The organism is Ruegeria sp. CDSA079 (assembly GCF_059612245.1).
On sequence record NZ_JBXWQF010000004.1, the window covers coordinates 137,885 to 156,201 of the forward strand.

Annotated in this window: 15 protein-coding genes; 5 read left to right on the top strand and 10 right to left on the bottom strand. The window is 57.4% G+C overall.

Annotated features, from left to right (window positions below; all coding sequences use genetic code 11):
- The 6 genes from AC2FJZ_RS05805 to acs all read right to left on the bottom strand — a co-directional run bounded on the left by AC2FJZ_RS05805 (position 1) and on the right by acs (position 7,396).
- Complete coding sequence (locus tag AC2FJZ_RS05805; RefSeq protein WP_496776471.1) at positions 1-519, bottom strand: hypothetical protein; 519 nt, start codon at positions 517-519, stop codon at positions 1-3.
- Positions 520-544: 25 nt separating this feature from the next.
- Positions 545-2,368, bottom strand: a complete 1,824-nt coding sequence (locus AC2FJZ_RS05810) for a DUF294 nucleotidyltransferase-like domain-containing protein (protein WP_496776473.1) — start codon at positions 2,366-2,368, stop codon at positions 545-547.
- A gap of 108 nt (positions 2,369-2,476) precedes the next feature.
- The gene (locus AC2FJZ_RS05815) at positions 2,477-4,261 is read right to left on the bottom strand and encodes a sodium:solute symporter family protein (protein WP_050603599.1); all 1,785 of its coding nucleotides are present in this window, start codon (positions 4,259-4,261) and stop codon (positions 2,477-2,479) included.
- A 15-nt stretch (positions 4,262-4,276) separates the two neighbouring features.
- Positions 4,277-4,561 carry a DUF4212 domain-containing protein gene (locus AC2FJZ_RS05820; protein ID WP_050603598.1) on the bottom strand — a complete coding sequence of 95 codons (285 nt, stop codon included), beginning with the start codon at positions 4,559-4,561 and terminating at the stop codon, positions 4,277-4,279.
- A 179-nt stretch (positions 4,562-4,740) separates the two neighbouring features.
- Positions 4,741-5,424, bottom strand: a complete 684-nt coding sequence (locus AC2FJZ_RS05825) for an adenylate kinase (RefSeq protein WP_496776475.1) — start codon at positions 5,422-5,424, stop codon at positions 4,741-4,743.
- Positions 5,425-5,431: 7 nt separating this feature from the next.
- The gene (gene acs / locus AC2FJZ_RS05830) at positions 5,432-7,396 is read right to left on the bottom strand and encodes an acetate--CoA ligase (protein WP_496776477.1); all 1,965 of its coding nucleotides are present in this window, start codon (positions 7,394-7,396) and stop codon (positions 5,432-5,434) included.
- Positions 7,397-7,802: 406 nt separating this feature from the next.
- On the opposite strand from acs, the gene dctP reads away from it, so the two are divergent.
- The 3 genes from dctP to AC2FJZ_RS05845 all read left to right on the top strand — a co-directional run bounded on the left by dctP (position 7,803) and on the right by AC2FJZ_RS05845 (position 10,918).
- Entirely contained in the window at positions 7,803-8,819 is a 1,017-nt protein-coding gene (gene dctP, locus AC2FJZ_RS05835; RefSeq protein WP_496776479.1) for a TRAP transporter substrate-binding protein DctP, read from the top strand.
- Positions 8,820-8,880: 61 nt separating this feature from the next.
- Entirely contained in the window at positions 8,881-9,510 is a 630-nt protein-coding gene (locus AC2FJZ_RS05840) for a TRAP transporter small permease (protein ID WP_496672622.1), read from the top strand.
- Positions 9,511-9,514: 4 nt separating this feature from the next.
- Positions 9,515-10,918: a TRAP transporter large permease gene (locus tag AC2FJZ_RS05845; RefSeq protein ID WP_496672620.1), complete on the top strand. Its 1,404-nt coding sequence runs from the start codon at positions 9,515-9,517 to the stop codon at positions 10,916-10,918.
- A gap of 144 nt (positions 10,919-11,062) precedes the next feature.
- Here the strand turns inward: AC2FJZ_RS05845 and rocF are convergent, their stop codons facing one another.
- Complete coding sequence (gene rocF, locus AC2FJZ_RS05850) at positions 11,063-11,983, bottom strand: arginase (RefSeq protein ID WP_496776481.1); 921 nt, start codon at positions 11,981-11,983, stop codon at positions 11,063-11,065.
- 86 nt (positions 11,984-12,069) lie between these two features.
- Between rocF and AC2FJZ_RS05855 the strand changes: the two genes are divergently transcribed.
- Together AC2FJZ_RS05855 and mprF are read left to right on the top strand one after the other, a co-directional pair.
- Complete coding sequence (locus tag AC2FJZ_RS05855; protein ID WP_050603592.1) at positions 12,070-12,498, top strand: Lrp/AsnC family transcriptional regulator; 429 nt, start codon at positions 12,070-12,072, stop codon at positions 12,496-12,498.
- Between the two features lie 100 nt (positions 12,499-12,598).
- Positions 12,599-15,208, top strand: a complete 2,610-nt coding sequence (mprF, locus tag AC2FJZ_RS05860; RefSeq protein WP_496776483.1) for a bifunctional lysylphosphatidylglycerol flippase/synthetase MprF — start codon at positions 12,599-12,601, stop codon at positions 15,206-15,208.
- Between the two features lie 3 nt (positions 15,209-15,211).
- On the opposite strand, the gene AC2FJZ_RS05865 is transcribed toward mprF, so the two are convergent.
- From AC2FJZ_RS05865 to AC2FJZ_RS05875, 3 genes are read right to left on the bottom strand one after another with little or no spacing between them, the layout of a single operon-like run.
- Entirely contained in the window at positions 15,212-16,762 is a 1,551-nt protein-coding gene (locus tag AC2FJZ_RS05865) for an efflux transporter outer membrane subunit (RefSeq protein WP_496776485.1), read from the bottom strand.
- Positions 16,763-16,773: 11 nt separating this feature from the next.
- A complete protein-coding gene (locus AC2FJZ_RS05870; RefSeq protein WP_496776486.1) occupies positions 16,774-17,919 on the bottom strand; it encodes an HlyD family secretion protein in 1,146 nt (381 codons plus the stop codon).
- Positions 17,920-17,940: 21 nt separating this feature from the next.
- Positions 17,941-18,303: a DUF3302 domain-containing protein gene (locus AC2FJZ_RS05875; RefSeq protein ID WP_496672610.1), complete on the bottom strand. Its 363-nt coding sequence runs from the start codon at positions 18,301-18,303 to the stop codon at positions 17,941-17,943.
- Positions 18,304-18,317: the final 14 nt, after the last annotated feature.

Genomic DNA, 18,317 nt, shown 5'->3' on the forward strand with positions numbered 1-18,317 from the left:
TCAGACCCCGCAAGTGGTCTCGATGATGGAGTCTTTGCCCTCAGTGCGGTACCAGCTTGCGTTGATCAGGCGACCGTCGTCGGCAAATTCGGCTCCGTCTACAAGGTTGGCGCGACTGTTTTCCGCACAGTTGACGGCCACTGGCAAATGCGTGACAGGTGCCCAACGCCCAAACAGATACAGATCGACCAGCCGTTGATCGGGAACCTGATCATTGGTTCGGACCGATTGTGTATCGATGGCTGAGAAACGGTCGACAAAGGGCACAGCATATGTCCAGGGTCGGAAGTAGGACTTGTTTTTAACTTCTTGAACAATTTCCATACTTTCGGGAAGAGTACCTACTGTGCGGTCATACCAGGAGTATTCGCTGGCGATGGTCATGCCGATCATGCCCAGACCTGCCGCAACCGGAGTGGTCCATTTTGGCAAGCGCCCACCGGTCAGCTTGTTCAGCACAAGCACGACGCCCGCAAACGCAAAGCCCGCAAAGATAGTGCCGATCAATTCCAGAAACATGTGGTCTCTCCGTTCTTGGGGGCATTTAGCCCAGCATACCCTTGCCGTGGCCAACCGCCGACTGCATCGTTTTTACCACAACAAATGCATCGCGCAGATGACTTCGCTCAAAGTCCGAGAGTTCGGACGGCGGCAGGTAGTTGTCTGGTTTTTCACCGGATTTGACCAGCCGAACCTGATGTTCCAGCCGGGTTTCGGCGATCAGGTCGTAAGCGTCCAGCAGATCCCGGGCGCCGGACGGACTGAGGACACCGCTGGCCTCGGCTGCTTTCAGGCGGGCGCGGGTGTTGGCCTTGGTCAGTTCGCCTTGCAATGCGTAGATGCGCGCCAGATCGACAACAGGCACAACACCGTTGTGTTTCAGGTCCAGCGTGTTGCGATGTTCACCCGAGCGGATCGTGGCGAAACCGCGCAGCAGCCCCAGCGGGGGCGTGTGTTTTAACGAGTTGGAAATCATGTGCGCCACGAAGATCGAATTTGCTTGAGCCGCCGCCAGAGTGTCGGCTTGCAGGTCGGCAAACAACTCAAACGCGCCACCGATGGGGCGCAGGTCGAACATGACAGAGGCCAGCATCTGCGCCTCGGGGTTTGGCTTGGCGATCCAGCCCTTGAAATAGTCGCGCCAGACGCGCACCGGCTGACACCAGCGCGGATTGGTCGCCATCATGTCGCCGGGGCAGTAGAAATATCCGCAAATGTCGAGCCCATCCGAGACGAATTTGGCCAACTTGGTGAAATAGGCCGTGTCTGCGTCAGTCACGCTGTCATCCAACATCAGGCAATTGTCCTGATCAGATACGCCTGTTTGTTCCTGCCGCCCTTGCGAGCCGCACGCCAACCACAGATACGGAACCGGGGGCGAGCCCAGTTCAGCTTCAGCCAGGGCAAGAAGGCGGCGTGTGACCGTATCCGCGATATCGGTGATCAGACGGGTAACAATTTCATGCCGGTTTCCGCCTGCAACCAGCTGCACAAGAAGCTGCGGGATCTCTTCGGTGACGCGCGCCATCTCTTGGGCTGTGTTGGCTTGCGCAATTCGACGCACCAGCTCGGCCGAGTTCACGGCCTGATAATGGGTCAGATCGGTCTGGGTGACGATCCCGACCAGCCGACCGCCTTCGGAGATCGGGATATGGCCTATGCCGCGCTCCATCATGATATGCAGCACATCCGACCCGATATCGCTGGGTGACAGGGTCACAGGGTTTGCGGTCATGATCTCAGAGATCGGCGTGGTGGCTGGCAAGCCGTCTGCAACGTATTTGCCCGAAATATCCCGCAAGGTCGCAATGCCCTGCAAGCGATCTTCGTCGGTGATGCAGAGCGACGAGATATGTTTGTCACGCATAATCCTTGCGGCGTCCTGAACCGACGTGTCAGCGGGGCAGGTGGCCGGATTATGCGCCATCAGTACGTCGATCGAGCTGGTAGCCAGGCTTTGCGGGCCGCTGCGGTCGCCACGTGTGCGGTCAAAGAACTTTGCCACCACATCGTGGTCATCGATCAAACTCCGCACCAGATCCGGCGGCAGAACCATCAGGACCGAAGGTGTGTGCGCACGGGCCTTTGTGGCGGCCTTGCCGTCTTTCAGCAGGCCCCTTTCGCCAAAGGAATTGCGCAGACCCAGATGAGAGACGATGGCACCGTTCTCATCGGTAATCTCAACCTGTCCTTCATAGATTACGAACACCCCGGGCAACTTATGGCCCAGCTCATAGACCGAGGCATCTTCCTCGACCTCCCAGACTTCGATCTGTTTGACAATCTGATCGAGGGCGTCGAAAGGCAACGCGTCATAAGGGTGAACGGATTTCAGAAACCGGGCAATTTCATCATGGGACAGGGGCATGTGTTGTCTCCGGTGTTCTGGTGAAAAAATCCCGCCCAGTGGTGTGCCGGGCGGGAACAGTGGATCGAAAGACGCGATCGAAGGCAAGAACCAACGACCGCATCAAGCTCACTTATTCTGAGCTGCGCCCGCACCACGGGGAATGCGTACGCTTTCGACCAGATCCTTGATCTCCTGCGGGGTCTCTTTGGTCATGCCCGCGACAACGTAGGCCACACCAAAGTTGATCATCGCACCGATTGCACCGAACGAGGTCGACTTGATCGGGCCCAGCAGTGGGTCAGCATCGGTGAACGAGTTGGTGCCCGGAATGAACAGCCAGCCCTTGTGCAGGAAGATGTAGACCAGAGTGACCGTCAGACCAGCCAGCATACCAGCAACCGCACCGGTGTTGTTGATGCGGGTCGAGAAGATCCCCATCATCAGCGCCGGGAAGATCGAGGCTGCCGCCAGACCAAAGGCAAGTGCCACGGTTTGCGCCGCAAAGCCCGGTGGGTTCAGACCCAGATAGGTTGCAACAACGATGGCAACGGCCATTGCGATACGAGCGGCCAGCAGTTCACCCTTTTCAGAGATTTGCGGGTTGATCGCACCTTTGACAAGGTCGTGGGACACTGCCGACGAGATCGCCAGCAACAGGCCCGCAGCGGTTGACAGAGCAGCCGCAAGACCACCAGCAGCGACCAGACCGATCACCCAACCCGGAAGGTTGGCAATCTCGGGGTTGGCCAGAACCAGGATGTCACGGTTGAATTTGGTCAACTCGTTACCGACCCAGCCTTTTTCTTCCGCGATAGCAGTCATGGCTTCGGACTTGTCGTTGTAGTACTGGATCTTGCCGTCGCCGTTCTTGTCTTCCCAGTCGAGCAGACCGGTTTTCTGCCACGTGGCCATCCAGTCGTAACGCGGATCGTTGTCGATCTCTTCGACCGAAACAGCGCCACCTTCGATGCCACCGTTGGGCCACATCATGTCACTGATGTTCAGACGCGCCATGGCACCAACCGCAGGGGCGGTCAGATACAGCAGCGCGATGAAGACCAGCGCCCAGCCAGCCGACCAACGTGCGTCAGATACTTTGGGAACGGTGAAGAAGCGCATGATCACGTGGGGCAGGCCCGCAGTACCGATCATCAGCGACAGGGTGAACAGCACCATGTTCAGCGTGTTCGAGTGGTGGGCTGTGTATTCGTTGAAGCCCAGCTCGGTCACGATCGCGTCCAGCTTGGTCAGCAGGGGCTCACCGCTGGCGGTGTCACCAAACAGACCCAGCGCCGGAACGGGAGTGCCAGTCAGCTGCAGCGAGATGAAGATCGCCGGGATGGTATAGGCGGTGATCAGCACGCAGTACTGAGCGACCTGAGTATAGGTCACGCCCTTCATTCCGCCGAACACCGCGTAGGCAAACACGACGCCCGCACCGATCAGCAGACCGGATGTGTTCGAAACCTCGAGGAAGCGGCCAAAGGCCACGCCCACACCGGTCATCTGACCGATCACGTAGGTTACCGAGGCAACAATCAGACAGATCACCGCAACGATACGTGCGGTTTGGCTGTAGAAGCGGTCGCCGATGAATTCCGACACGGTGTATTTCCCGAACTTGCGCAGGTAGGGCGCAAGTAGCAGCGCCAGCAGCACGTAGCCACCGGTCCAACCCATCAGGAAGGTCGAGTTGTCATAGCCAGTAAAGGCGATGAGGCCGGCCATCGAGATGAACGAGGCCGCAGACATCCAGTCCGCCGCTGTTGCCATGCCGTTGGTGACCGGGTGAATGCCGCGACCGGCGGCGTAGAATTCAGATGTGGAACCCGCTCGGGCCCAGATCGCGATGCCGATGTATAACGCGAAAGACGCGCCAACAAACAGCAGGTTGATGGTAAACTGATCCATAATCCCCGCTCTCCCTTATTCTTCGTCTACGCCGAATTCGGCGTCCAGCTTGTTCATGCGCCAGGCGTAGTTGAAGATCAGCACCAAAAAGACCAGGATCGATCCCTGTTGTGCGAACCAAAAGCCCAGATCGGTTCCGCCGACGGCGATACCCGACAGCAACGGACGCAGCAGAATGCCGAATCCAAACGACACCAGCGCCCAGATGACGAGGCTGATGTAGATAAGGCGCAGGTTGGCCTGCCAATAGCCCTTATCGGACTCGGCAGTCTGCGCGGAGTTTGTTGAATGATCCGCCATTGCGGGTTCCTCCTTCGCTTCCTCGTTGGGCGGCCCGAGCCCAATTCCTCCAGTGACGCGGACCGCTTCTCGATTGTACCAAACGCCCCGTGACGCCCGGCAATACTTCTCTGTTCCGCCACGGCGGTTCATTGAAGAATTCTTTTTTGGATCAAAGCCTTACGGCTTATCTCCTCCCCTTAGTTCATTACGCGACCGACGATTTCCTCCAGATCGCGCGCGATGTCTTCAATCTTGCCCATGGCGTTGGTGCGCTGCAGCACGCCATGGCCTTCGTAATAGGTGATCAGCGGCGCGGTCTGCGCGTGATAGGCCGCCAGCCGCGATGCTACGGTTTCGGCATTGTCATCCGCGCGGCGCTTGAATTCGGTGTGGCCACACTTGTCGCATTTGCCATCTTCGGCGGGCTTTTTGAACGTATCGTGATACCCTTCACCACACCCGGCGCAGGTGTAGCGGCCCGAGATGCGGACAACCATTTCGGCGTCTTCAACTTCAAGGCTAATCGCGGCGTTGATCTTCTGATTGTTCGACTCCAGAAGATCGTCCAGCGCCTCGGCCTGGACAGTTGTGCGGGGAAAGCCATCAAGAATGACACCTTTTGCACAGTCAGTCTGAGCCATGCGGTCACGCAGAATGGCGATGACGATGTCGTCACTAACCAGGTCGCCCGCTTCCATGACGGCTTTGGCGGCAAGACCTGCTTCTGTCCCTGCCGCGACAGCCTCGCGCAGCAGGTCGCCGGTGCTCAGCTGAATCAGCCCGAACTTCTCTTCCAGCATACGGGCCTGTGTACCCTTCCCGGCGCCCGGAGGGCCGAGAAGGATGAGAACGGCGGGTGTGGTGATCGTGGCAGCGTCCATCACATCCTCACTTGCTCGCACGGTTTTTGATCAGGTCTTCGACAACCGACGGATCCGCCAGTGTCGAAGTGTCACCCAAGCTGCCAAAGTCATTCTCGGCAATCTTGCGCAGGATCCGGCGCATGATCTTGCCCGAGCGTGTCTTGGGCAGGCCAGGGGCCCACTGGATTACATCCGGCGAGGCAATCGGGCCGATTTCTGTCCGGACCCATGTGCGCAGCTCTTTCAGCAGCTCGTCCGAAGGCTCACGATCATTCATCAAAGTGACATAGCAGTAGATGCCTTGCCCTTTGATTTCATGAGGATAGCCCACAACAGCGGCCTCAGCGACGGCGGCATGAGCCACCAGAGCGCTTTCCACCTCGGCCGTACCCATACGGTGGCCGGACACATTGATCACGTCATCGACGCGACCCGTAATCCAATAGTCGCCACCTTCATCGCGACGGCAGCCGTCACCTGTGAAGTAGTAGCCTTTATAATCCGAGAAATAGGTTTTCTCGAACCGCTCATGATCGCCCCAAACGGTGCGCATCTGGCCGGGCCAACTGTCCTTGATGCAAAGAACGCCTTCGACGCCGTTGCCTTCGATTTCTACACCGGACTGCGGGTCCAGAACCACTGGTTCAATGCCGAAGAATGGCTTCATGGCCGATCCGGGTTTCATCGCATGGGCACCGGGCAGGGGCGTCATCAGGTGACCGCCGGTTTCCGTCTGCCACCAGGTATCAACGATAGGACAGCGCCCGCCACCGACAACTTCGTTGTACCAGTTCCAGGCCTCGGGGTTGATCGGCTCACCCACGGTGCCCAGCACCTTGAGATCGCTCAGATCGCATTTCTCAACCCACTCGTTGCCTTGCCCCATCAGGGCGCGCAAAGCGGTTGGGGCGGTATAGAATTGGTTCACCTTGTGCTTTTCGCACACCTGCCAGAAGCGGCTTGCATCAGGGTAGGTCGGTACGCCCTCGAACATCAGGGTCGTCGCGCCATTGGCCAGAGGGCCATAGACGATATAGCTGTGGCCGGTGACCCAGCCCACATCCGCCGTGCACCAATACACGTCGCCTTCGTGATAATCGAAAACGATCTCATGCGTCAGTGCGGCATAGACCAGATAACCGCCAGTGGTATGTACAACGCCCTTCGGCTGACCAGTCGAGCCAGAGGTATAAAGAATGAACAGGGGATCTTCCGCGTTCATCTCGGCGGGTGCGCAATAGTCATCCGCCTCAAGCGCCATTTCATTATAGTCGTAATCGCGCCCGTCGATCCATGTGGTTTGACCACCGGTGCGCTTGACGACAAGACACTTCACCGAGTCTTTGCAATGCAGCAGGGCGGCATCGGCGTTGGATTTCAGCGGAGTTTTGCGACCGCCACGAGGCGCTTCGTCTGCCGTGATCACCACCTTGGCGTCGCAACCGTTGACGCGCGCCGCCAGAGCGTCGGGCGAGAAGCCTGCGAAAACGATGGAATGAATTGCGCCGATCCGCGCGCAGGCCAGCATGGCATAGGCGGCCTCGGGGATCATTGGCAGATAGATGACAACGCGGTCGCCCTTCCGCACACCCAGCGATTCCAGGATATTGGCCATCCGGCACGTGCGGCGGTGCAGTTCGGCGTAAGAGATATGTTGGGCCGGGTCGTTTGGATCATCGGGTTCCCAGATGATCGCAGTTTGGTCGCCACGGGTTTTCAGGTGACGATCCAGACAGTTGGCCGAGACATTCAACGTGCCATCGGCATACCAGTTGATCTTGACCGAACCGAAGTCGTAATTGACGTCCTTTACCTTCGAGAACGGTTTGATCCAGTCGACGCGCTTGCCTTGCTCGCCCCAGAACGTGTCCGGGTCAGAGGTTGAGGCGGCATACATGTCGGAATATTTCGCGGCATCGACATGCGCACGGGCGACGGTTTCTGCGGATGGCGGATATGTCTTGGCATCTGCCTGGGCAGCGGTGGTCATCTTTGAGGCTCCTCCCTCTGGACTGGATTACGTTAGGTCGTTTTTGCCTGATTGTTTGGCAAAGTCGATCCCGTTCCTCCCCGATCAGAGTATTACCGGGTTCAGAAAATAAATAAATAAATTGCCGTAATCTTTGGGTTTGTTTGTAAAGAAATTTTAACCCAGCCTCAATTTTTGTAAACTTCAAGGCAAAAATTTGTAAAAACGGTTCAGAAACAGATATTTAATTGTAATGTCTACTGTTCGTTGTTTCGCGCCGATGCAGCGGCGTCCTCTCCGGCCATATCTTCTTCTTGGTGTCAGATGGGTTCACATGCGTGATCCAGAGGGTTGGCACATCAGAATGTTGGCGCTAGCTTCTTTTTCAAGCGTTTCGGAAAGAGGCGCACCAAAGGGAGACAAAATCATGAATAAGATGTTGAGCGGTGCCGCTGTTGCCGCCTTGAGCTTTGCGTTTGTAAGTGAGGCTGCTGCGACCGAGTGGAATGCATCCGTTTGGGGCAAACGCCGCGCATTCACCGAGCATGTCGAAAAGCTCGCTGAACTGGTCAGTGAAAAGACCGGAGGAGAGTTCACCATCAATGTCAGCTATGGAGGCTTGTCCAAGCCACGCGAAAACCTGGATGGTATCGAAATCGGGGCGTTCGAGATGGCTCAGTTCTGCGCTGGCTACCACCGCGACAAAAATCGGGCGATCACTGTGCTGGAATTGCCGTTCCTGGGTGTGAACAACCTTGAGGAAGAGGTCGCCGTCAGTCACGCGGTGTATGACCACCCAGCCGTCAAGGATGAGATGGCGCAGTGGAATGCCCGGATCATCATGACCTCGCCCATGCCCCAGTATAATATCGTGGGCACAGGCGAACCCCGTGACCAGTTGGCGGAATTTGATGGAATGCGCGTTCGTGCAACCGGCGGATTGGGACAAGCCTTTGAGGCTGTGGGTGGTGTACCGACTTCGGTGCCTGCGACCGAAGCCTTTAATGCAATGGAATCTGGTGTTGTGGATACCGTTGCCTTTGCCCAGCATGCGCACCTGTCCTTTGGCACGATCAATGAGGCCGATTGGTGGACGGCCAACCTGAACCCCGGCACAGTGAACTGTCCTGTGGTTGTGAATATCGACGCCTATGAAGCACTACCTGCCGAGCATCGCGAAGCGTTGAACAGCTCGATTGATGAGGCGATTGATCACTATCTGGCAAACTACGGCGGCCTGCTTGAACAGTGGGACAGCGTCCTTGAGGAAAAGGGCGTGCAGAAGGTCATGATCGACGATGCCGTGATCGAGGAGTTCCGCACCACAGCTGCAGATCCAATCCGCGAGAAATGGATTGCGGATATGTCAGAGCAGGGGCTGCCGGCACAAGACCTGTATGATCTGGTTCAAACCACGCTGAAGCAGCAGCGCGGCGGTAACTGATCCATTTGACCGGGTGCCCTGCCGGGTGCCCGGTTCACTTTCAAGAACAAGGAACCACGGGATGGCAGGACAAGCCACGGTGCTGGAAGACGGAAGCCGTCTGAGCCAGCTGGACCGGCAGTTGTTGAAGCTTGAACGCTTTCTTGCATTGATCAGCGGTTTCGCGGTTTTTGGACTGATGGTTTTGGCCGTGGTTTCCGTCAGCGGGCGCAACGCGCTGAACGCGCCGTTGCCCGGTTACGTCGACTGGATCGAACAGGCGATGCCGCTGATTGCATTTCTGGGTATCTCTTTTGTGCAGCGCGACGGTGGGCATATTCGCATGGACATCGTCATCTCACGGCTTCACGGTCGGGCCTTGTGGCTGTTCGAGCTGATCTCGGTCATTCTGATCCTCGTTCTGATGGTGGCACTGGTGTGGGGCAGTTGGTCCCATTTCGATCGGTCCTTCGATCTTGGCGCGCCGCTCTGGAGCAGGGACAGTTCCATCGACATCAGTATTCCCTTGTGGCCTGCCAAGCTGTTGGCGCCCGTTGCCTTTTCGGTGCTGTGTGTACGGTTGATGCTTCAGGTTTGGGGCTATGGGCGTGCGTTTGTGTTGGGGCTTGAGACCCCTGTGGCGGTGCCGCTTCTTCAGGATGCAGCGGCCCAAGCGGCGGCAGAGGCCGAGCAGTTCGAAGGGCAGGACTAGAAGCATGGGCACGATTGAAATTGGCCTCTGGGTCACGGGTGGTCTGCTGGTTCTGGTCGTCGTCGGAATGCGCGTGGCTTTTGCGGCGGGACTGACGGGTTTGGTTGGGCTCATCTGGATTTTCTGGGCCAAGTTTGGATATGATCCGGACCAGTTTGGCAAAGCTTTGACGGTTGCGGTCAAGACTGCAGGGCAGGTACCACATTCAAAGGTTGCGGCTCATACGCTTAGCCTGATCCCGACCTTCATCCTGATTGGCTATCTGGCCTACTACGCTGGCCTGACGCTCGCTTTGTTCGAAGCTGCCAAACGCTGGGTGGCCTGGGTTCCGGGTGGGCTTGCCGTGTCCACAGTTTTCGCCACCGCAGGTTTTGCCGCTGTATCCGGGGCATCGGTTGCCACATCAGCCGTTTTTGCCCGAATAGCGATCCCAGAGATGCTGAAGGTGGGGTATAACAAACGCTTTGCGGCTGGTGTCGTTGCTGCGGGTGGAACGCTGGCTTCGCTCATCCCGCCTTCGGCCATTCTGGTGATCTACGCCATCATCGTTGAGCAGGATGTCGGCAAGCTGTTGCTGGCCGGATTCATACCGGGTGCGTTTTCTGCAATCGTTTATGGCTTGCTGATTGTCGGGATTGCCGTGGTCTTCAAAACCGTCGGACCGCCTGTCACGGGTTTTACCTGGAAAGAGCGCTTTGCTGCCTTGCCCGGTGCCATTCCGATTGTGGCCGTGATCCTGATCATCATTTGCTTTGTCTACAACCCGTTCGGAGACAAGGCGTGGGGCACCCCTACAGAAGGTGGCGCAATCGGGGCCTTCATCGTGTTCTGTTTCGCCCTGTTCCATGGAATGCGTTGGAAGGAATTCAAATCCGCGCTTTTGGAAACCGCCAAGCTGACCGCCATGATCTTCTCAATCATCTGGGGTGTTCTGATCTATGTGCGGTTTCTTGGCTTCGCAGATCTTCCCGGAGCGTTTTCCGACTGGATTACCGGGCTTGAGATGTCACCGATGATGATCCTGATCTGTATCCTTCTGGCTTATGCTGTGCTGGGCATGTTCATGGATGCAATTGGGATGTTGCTGTTGACCTTGCCCGTTGTCTACCCTGCGGTGATGGCCCTGAACGGAGGTGAGACCGTCAGTGCAGCCGACAGCGCGTTTGGGATGTCGGGCCCGATGTGCGCCATCTGGTTCGGTATCCTTGTGGTTAAAATGGCCGAGTTCTGCCTGATTACACCACCTATCGGGCTGAACTGCTTTGTCGTGGCCGGGGTGCGCCCGGACCTGAGCGTTCAGGACGTGTTCAAGGGAGTGACGCCGTTCTTCATCGCTGATGCCATGACGATCGCAATGCTCGTGGCGTTCCCGGGAATTGTACTCTACCTGCCGTCTCTTGCAGGGTAGCAAGGGCGCGAGGCTATGCCTCGCGCAATACGGCCAGAGCGCTTCTCAGCCGTCTAAAGTTGCTGCCCGTCTTTGGGATCATTCGCGCGATACCACCCAGCAGCAACAGGGGTCTCCCTCACTCGCCTGGCAATAAGCACGGCATCAGAAACTGCGGGTGGGGCGGTCGAATATGCGGCGGCCCATCAGTGATGCAGCAAGATCGACAATCAGTTTGGCCGTGCGGCCCCTTTCATCCAGAAACGGGTTCAACTCAACAAGATCCAGTGAGCTGACCAGCCCGCTTTCATGCAGAAGCTCCATTACCAGATGGGCTTCGCGCTCGGTCGCTCCACCGGGGACCGTGGTGCCGACGGCCGGGGCGATGGCAGGGTCGAGGAAATCAACATCCAGCGACACATGAAGCAGCGCGTTTTCGGCGCGTACACGGTCCAGAAAGGCCAGCAGAGGGGCTTTGATCCCATTCTCGTCGATGCTGCGCATGTCGGCCAGCATGGCGCGGTCCTGTTCCAACGCCATACGCTCTGCCGGGTCGACAGAGCGCAAGCCGATCATGCCGACGCGATCCGTCGGGACCACAACAGGCAAGGGCGGGAAAGCGTCAAAACCGGGTCTTCCGGTAAAATAGGCCACAGGCGTTCCATGCAGGTTGCCGCTGCCCGTGCTGTCTGGTGTGTGAAAGTCGCTGTGGGCGTCCAACCACAGCACGAACAACGGTCGATCCATCCTTGCTGCATGTGCGGCCATTCCGTTGACGGTGCCCATGGACAACGCATGGTCCCCGCCCATGAAAATGGGCACGCCCTGACCGGCGGCTGCCTGCGCCGCTTTACTAAGGGCCTGAGTCCAGCCGACACACTCTGGCAAGGCAAACAGATGCGGATGTTCGAGCAGACCGGTCTCTTCGGGGCGCACGTCGCCCTGATCCTGCACGGAATGGCCAAGATCGGTCAAAGCCTCTTGCAACCCGGCCACACGATAGGCGTCGGGGCCCATCCGGCATCCCTGACGACGCTTTCCGGCGTCCATTGGTGCGCCGATCAGTATGATTTTTTTCATGTCCATGTGTCCATTTACGATGTCAGAGTGCCTTGCGTGAAGACTGCAATTTGCTCAAAATGGTTCCTGATAGTTCTTTATGGGAAGAAAGCATGGACGATTTGGATAACCGATTGCTCAATGCGTTGCAACGCGATGCACGCGCCAGCCTGTCCGAGCTTTCGGAAACGCTGGGCGTGACGCGCACCACTGTGCGCAGCAGGTTGCAGCGCCTGAAACAATCCGGTGAGATCGTCGGCTTCACCATCCTGACACGCAGGGATCTGGCGCAAAGCCCTGTGCGTGGACTGATGATGCTAGAGATTGAAGGGCGCGGGACAGAGCGTGTCATGGCGCGGATAGCGGCCCTGCGGCAGGTGACGGCAGTGCATTCGACCAACGGCAGCTGGGATCTGATCGCAGAGATCAGCACCGAGACCCTGGCCGAACTGGATGAGGTTCTGTTCCAGATCCGCCGCTTTGACGGCATCACACGGTCCGAGACGAATTTGCTGCTGTCCACGCGCAAGGGGCGGCTCTAGTGCTTTGAGATGAAAACAATTTGTGCCACAGTTTCCGGGCAGATGATGTCAGGGTAATCAGCAGACTGACTGGCTTCACAAACAGGCAGGGACGTTCAGCATGACCACTTCGCAGAAAACTGACGAACCTCTGGCCGTGCGCTGGGCGGAACGGATTGCGGCGTTGCTGGAAAAGCCTTGGCTGCGCATCGCGATACCCATTGTCATTACCGGCATCGCCTTGACGGTTCTGCACGATCTGTCGGCGCATGTGAGATGGTCAGAAGTGCAGACTGATATTGCGGCGACGTCATGGAAATTGATGTTCATTGCGCTCTGCTGGACGGGGTTCAGTTTCTTTTCTTTGTCACTTTACGATGTGTTCGCCGTGCAGAGCGTAGCTGAAGGCAAAGTGCCATTGCATGTGGCCGGGATGGCGGGGGCCAGTGGCTATGCCGTATCAAATTGTCTTGGCTTTTCCTACATCACCGGGACCGCAATCCGGTATCGGATCTATGCGTCACTTGGCCTGGACCTGGGGCGTGTGGCCGGGGTGATCGCGACCTCATGGGTCGCGTTCTGGATGGGTCTGATCTTGATCCTTGGCCTGCTATTGACCCTGCATCCCGACGGCATATCCAAGGTGGTGCCGGTCAGCACAACGGTGGAAACCGCCATTGGGCTTTCTTTGCTGGGGGCGTTGGTCGTCCTGTTCGTCTGGCTGTCCAGCGGGGGCAGGCGGCTTTCATTGGCAGGTGTTGGTTTTGATTTGCCGGGCGGGAAACTGGCCAGCCTACTGACGCTGGCCGCGATCGGTGATCTGTTCGGCGCGTCCATGGTGCTTTATGTCCTGATGCCCGACGATCTGGGCGTTGGCTATCCGTATTTCTTCACGATCTATGTTGCCGCCATTGCCGTAGGTATCCTTAGCCACGCACCGGGCGGAATCGGTGTGTTCGAAGCGACGCTGATTGCGGGGCTTGGGGCGTCGGGGCGGTCAGATGTCATAGCAGCATTGCTGTTATACCGGGTGGTTTATACTTTTTTGCCGTTTGCCGTCGCCAGCCTGTCGATTGCTGTGGCATCGGCGCTGACGCAACGGCACCGGATCGGCGGTGCTGCAACCTGGGTGTATAGGGTCATCCGTCCCATGGTCCCCATTGTTGCAGCGGGCGTTGCGGCGGTGGCCGGGGTGATCCTTTTGGTATCAGGGGCACTGCCTGCGGGTTCACAGAACCTTGGCGTTTTGAAGGATGTTCTGCCGCTGTCCTTTGTCGAGGCCTCGCACCTTGTGGGCAGTGCCATTGGTGTTCTGCTGTTGCTGGTGTCGCGCGGCTTGTTCCGCAAGCTCTACCGCGCATGGGTGGTGGCGATGCTGCTGATGGTTGCGGGGTTCTTTGCCTCGCTCGCCAAGGGCCTGGACACGCACGAAGCGGTGTCGATGTTGGGAACGATAGGCGTTTTAGCCCTGTTCCGTGGTGCGTTTTACCGGGTCAGCGGCGCATCGATCTTTCGCCTGAACATTCCTTGGCTGATCAGCGTTGTGGTGTTGCTGGCCGTCATCTTCTGGATTGGGATGTTTGCTTATTCCCACGTCGAATACCAAAACGCTTTGTGGTGGGAGTTTGCATGGAATGGCGACGCCTCGCGCTTTTTGCGATCGAGCCTCGTTGTGGCTGTAATCGTCGGCGTGGTGGCCGTAAACTCTTTGTTTGGACGCGAGATTCCAACACCGCAACGCACTGAAATCCCCGAGGTGGTCGAACGGCTGGTGATGGAAAGTGAGGACACCGAATCCCAGATATCCCTGACCGGCGACAAGCAATTTCTGATCTCGCCGGATGAAACGGCCTTTATAGCCTATGCTGATACCGGCAACGCTGTGATCTCAAAAGGGGAACCGGTGGGGGATGAGGTGGCAGGCCGACAATTGATCTGGCAGCTTCGGGAAAAGGCGGACCGTGAAGGAAAGCTGTGTGCGTTCTACAGTGTTTCGACCAAATACTTGCCGACTTTTCTGGATCTTGGCCTGTCGATCCTGAAAATAGGCGAGGTTGCTCGGGTGCCGCTGCAAGACTTCTCGCTGGATGGAAAGTCGCGCAAACGGTTCCGGCAAGCCAAGAACAGGGCCGAACGCGAAGGCTATGTGTTCGAGATCATCCCGAAGGAAAAGCTGGCACCCGTTCTGCCTGAGTTGCGCGAAATTTCTGATCATTGGCTGGAGCAAAAGGCCGGGGCTGAAAAGGGATTTGCACTAGGGGGCTTTGACGATCAGTACCTGTCGTATTTCGATCATGCAGTATTGCGCGATGGAAACACAGGCAAGATCAAGGCGTTCGCCAACCTGTTCCAAGGCGGCGACAAATCCGAGCTGTCATTGGATCTGATGCGGTATGAGCCAGACAGCCCAAGCTTTGTGATGGACGCGCTGTTTGCCGAGATGATGGTTTGGGGCTCGGATCAGGGCTTTCACTGGTTCTCGCTGGGGGCCGCGCCGTTCTCGGGTATAGAAAATCGGCAACATGCCTCGCTCTGGAACCGGATCGGAGGGTTCGTCTACGAGCATGGCGAGCAGTTTTATCATTTTGAAGGCTTGCGCAGCTTCAAGCAAAAGTTCGACCCGGAATGGAGCCCGAATTATCTGGCCAGCCCCGGCGGGCTGGCTGCGCCGCGCATTTTGTATGAGGTCAATATCCTGATCTCAGGTGGGCTGCGCGGACTGACCAAGTAGGGCTTAGTTCAGACTGGCACCGGTTGGGGTTTTCTGCAGCAGATCGCCCCAGTCGGTGCGATAGGCCATTTCGGCCAATACGGTTTCGGGTAGAAATTCCTGGTTTTGACGGATCTGCCAGCCGCCGCCCAACCCCTTGTAAACCGCAACCAGATTACTGGAAACTTGCTGCCGTGCTTCAATCAGATTGGCTTGCGAGCGCAGCAGGGCCGTTTGCGTGTTCAGGATACGTGAATAGCTGGCAATGCCGTCCGTGTACTGGCTGACCGCGATCTCAGCCGCCTTGCGCGAGGCGTCCACGCTTTGCTGATAGAACCCAACCTGTTTGCGTGCCTGCGCATAAGCGACCATCGCGCTTTCCACCTCGGAATAGGCGGTCAGCACGGTGTTCTGGTAATTGGCGATCAGCGCCTGATAAGCGGCGTCCTGTGCGCGGACATTGTTCTTGATGCGCCCATAATTCAACACGTTCCAGACGACGCCGGCACTGGCCAGACCGGTTGCGCTGTTGCCGCTGAACAGATCACGTCCGCCTGACGCCTGCAGACCAATCGCGCCTGACAGGACAAACTGCGGATACAGATCCGCCATCGCAATGCCCACCTGCGCCGATTGCGTCGCAGCAGCCAATTCCGCAGCCCGCACATCCGGGCGTCGGCGCAGAAGTTCAGCGGGTACACCCACAGCCACATTTGTCCGCGCAGACGGGATGCGGCCGGAATTCCCCAACAGGTTTGTCATCCGAGACGGCGTGACACCCAGCAGCACCGCCAAGGCATTCTTGGTCTGTTGCAGGTCACTTTCCAGGTCTGGCACCAAGGCTTTGGTGTTGTTGAGCAGGGCGGTGGATTCCTGCACGTCCAGCTCGGTCGTGACACCATTGTTGAAACGTAATTGGGTCAGATCAGCAGATGCTTGCTGCAACTTGATGTTTTCGCGCGCAACTGCCAGCGACTCCTGCAACGCACGGATATTGACGTACAGAGCAGCCACATCCCCGGTCAGCGTCACCAGCGCGTCGTCGTAATTGGCCACCTGAAGCGCCAGATTGGACCGCGCGGCCTGAACGCCGCGTCGCTGCGCGCCCCAGACATCCAGCTCCCACTGGGCATCGAACCCGACTTGCGAGGTTGAGAATTCGGTATCCAGCGGAATGATGCGATTGATATCGGCGATGGGTCCAAGATTGTCACTGATTTGTCGCCGCTGTAGTGATCCTCCAATGGCCTGGGATTGCGGATAAAGCTCGCCAAATGCGATGCCCAACTGTGCCCGAGCCTGTAACACGCGCGCACCCGCAACCTGAAGGGTCAGGTTTTGCGCATAAGCTTCTGCAATAAGCCTGTTGAGGGTCGGATCATTGAACGTCTCCCACCACTTCACCACAGGTGCGCTGCGCGATGTCAGGCCGCTTTGGCCGGTGCCGGGGTTGTTCACCTCGATCCATTGCTTCACGACCGGAGAGTTCGGACGCACGAAATCCGGTCCCACCGGCGCGCAGGCTGCGAGGGTTGCGGCGCAAAGAGCGGTGCCAAGCAGCTGGCGGAGTGTCATTGTGCGCATCCTCAAATATCCAGTGGTCGGATGAAGTTGGCGAAGGAATAGAGACGGATGTTGATGCGTCTCAGGAACTCAAAGCTTTTGCCCATGCCCGTATAGATTGCCACCGCCGCGTGGCCACCTGCGGGGAATGTGTGGCCTTCTGGCAGATCCACGGTGATCTGCACTGCAATTCGACCGGGCAGTTTGGGCAGTTCAAAACCGGGCAGGCGTCCCGAAGGAAGGTATTGCCCTTGCCGAGTTGCCCACCAGATTGCCTCGACCTTTCCATTCAGGATTTCACCGGGATAGAGATCCAGCGCCACCTCAACCTCTTGCCCAGGTTCGACAAATTTGAGGTTCTGTTGACGGAACGTGGCGAGGATATAAGGGCTGTCCTCGGTCACGAAACTGGCAATTGCGCCCAGGCGAACGTCGCCGACAACCAGACCGGGACGTGCCTGTTGAGAAACGATCATACCGTTTTCAGGTGCATAGATTGTTGTGTTTTCCAGAAAATACTCGGCTTCGGCCAATTGGGCCTGAGCTTGAAGAATACCCGTGTTCACGCCGTCTATCTGCGATTCCACAGCCAGTTGTGCCTTTTCCAGATTTGCCTGAGCCTGTTTGACGGCGGCCAGATCTTCGGTCACCTGCTCGTTCCAGCGATCCAAATCGTCCTGCCGTGCTCCACCAGCGGGCACGAGGTTTTCATAGCGGGCTTGTTGGGTCTGCGCATAAGCCAGCTGCGCATTTGCCCGTTCCACTGCTTCGGTCGACGCGATCACATCCTGTTCCAGAATTTTGGCATTCTGCTCGGCCGCGACCAGTTGGGCCTTTGAATTGTCCACCGCCAGCGAAAACACGGTGTCATCAAAGCGATAAAGCGGATCGCCTTTTGTAACCTGAGTATTGGGCTCGACCAGTACCTCGGTCAATATCGTTGGCTGCGTCAGTTTGGGCACGATCTGTATGGTCGAACGCACCACATGACTGTCTGCCGAGAAGGGCTGAAAGAACCGCAGCGCCACCAGAAAGATCAGCAGCAGATGCGCGCCCACCCAGAACGAGACGATGCCCCAGGCGATGTTGAATTTCAGAAGTTCCAGCTTGAAGAAGATGAGCCAGACAAAAATGATGTAAAAAAGAGTGATGCCAAGGGCGACGAACATGTTTGTTGGTTTCCTTTGGCCTTAGCTTTTCTGCGTATCGTCTGTGTCCAGACGATCCTGATACTCGGGCCTGATCTTGCCGCCCAGACGTTTGATTTCGTCGCGAATGGCATCTTTCTCTTCGTCTGGGCCCCGGCGCATGTCGACGGTGATTCCATCATGGAACGCCCACATAAAGGCGTGGACCCATGGGACCACGGCCAGAAATCCCATCCATCCCATGATCTTGACGGCTTCGGCATGAGGGTGATTGCGTTTAATTGCGATCCGCCCCGGAAGCCCCATGAGGAAGAGAAACAACGCCATCACCGCCGCAAGCAGCAGGATCAACGCCACGAAAGTCAGATAGTCGTAATAGCCTAGCGGCTGCCCCAATAGTCCCAAGCTCGTGCCTCCTT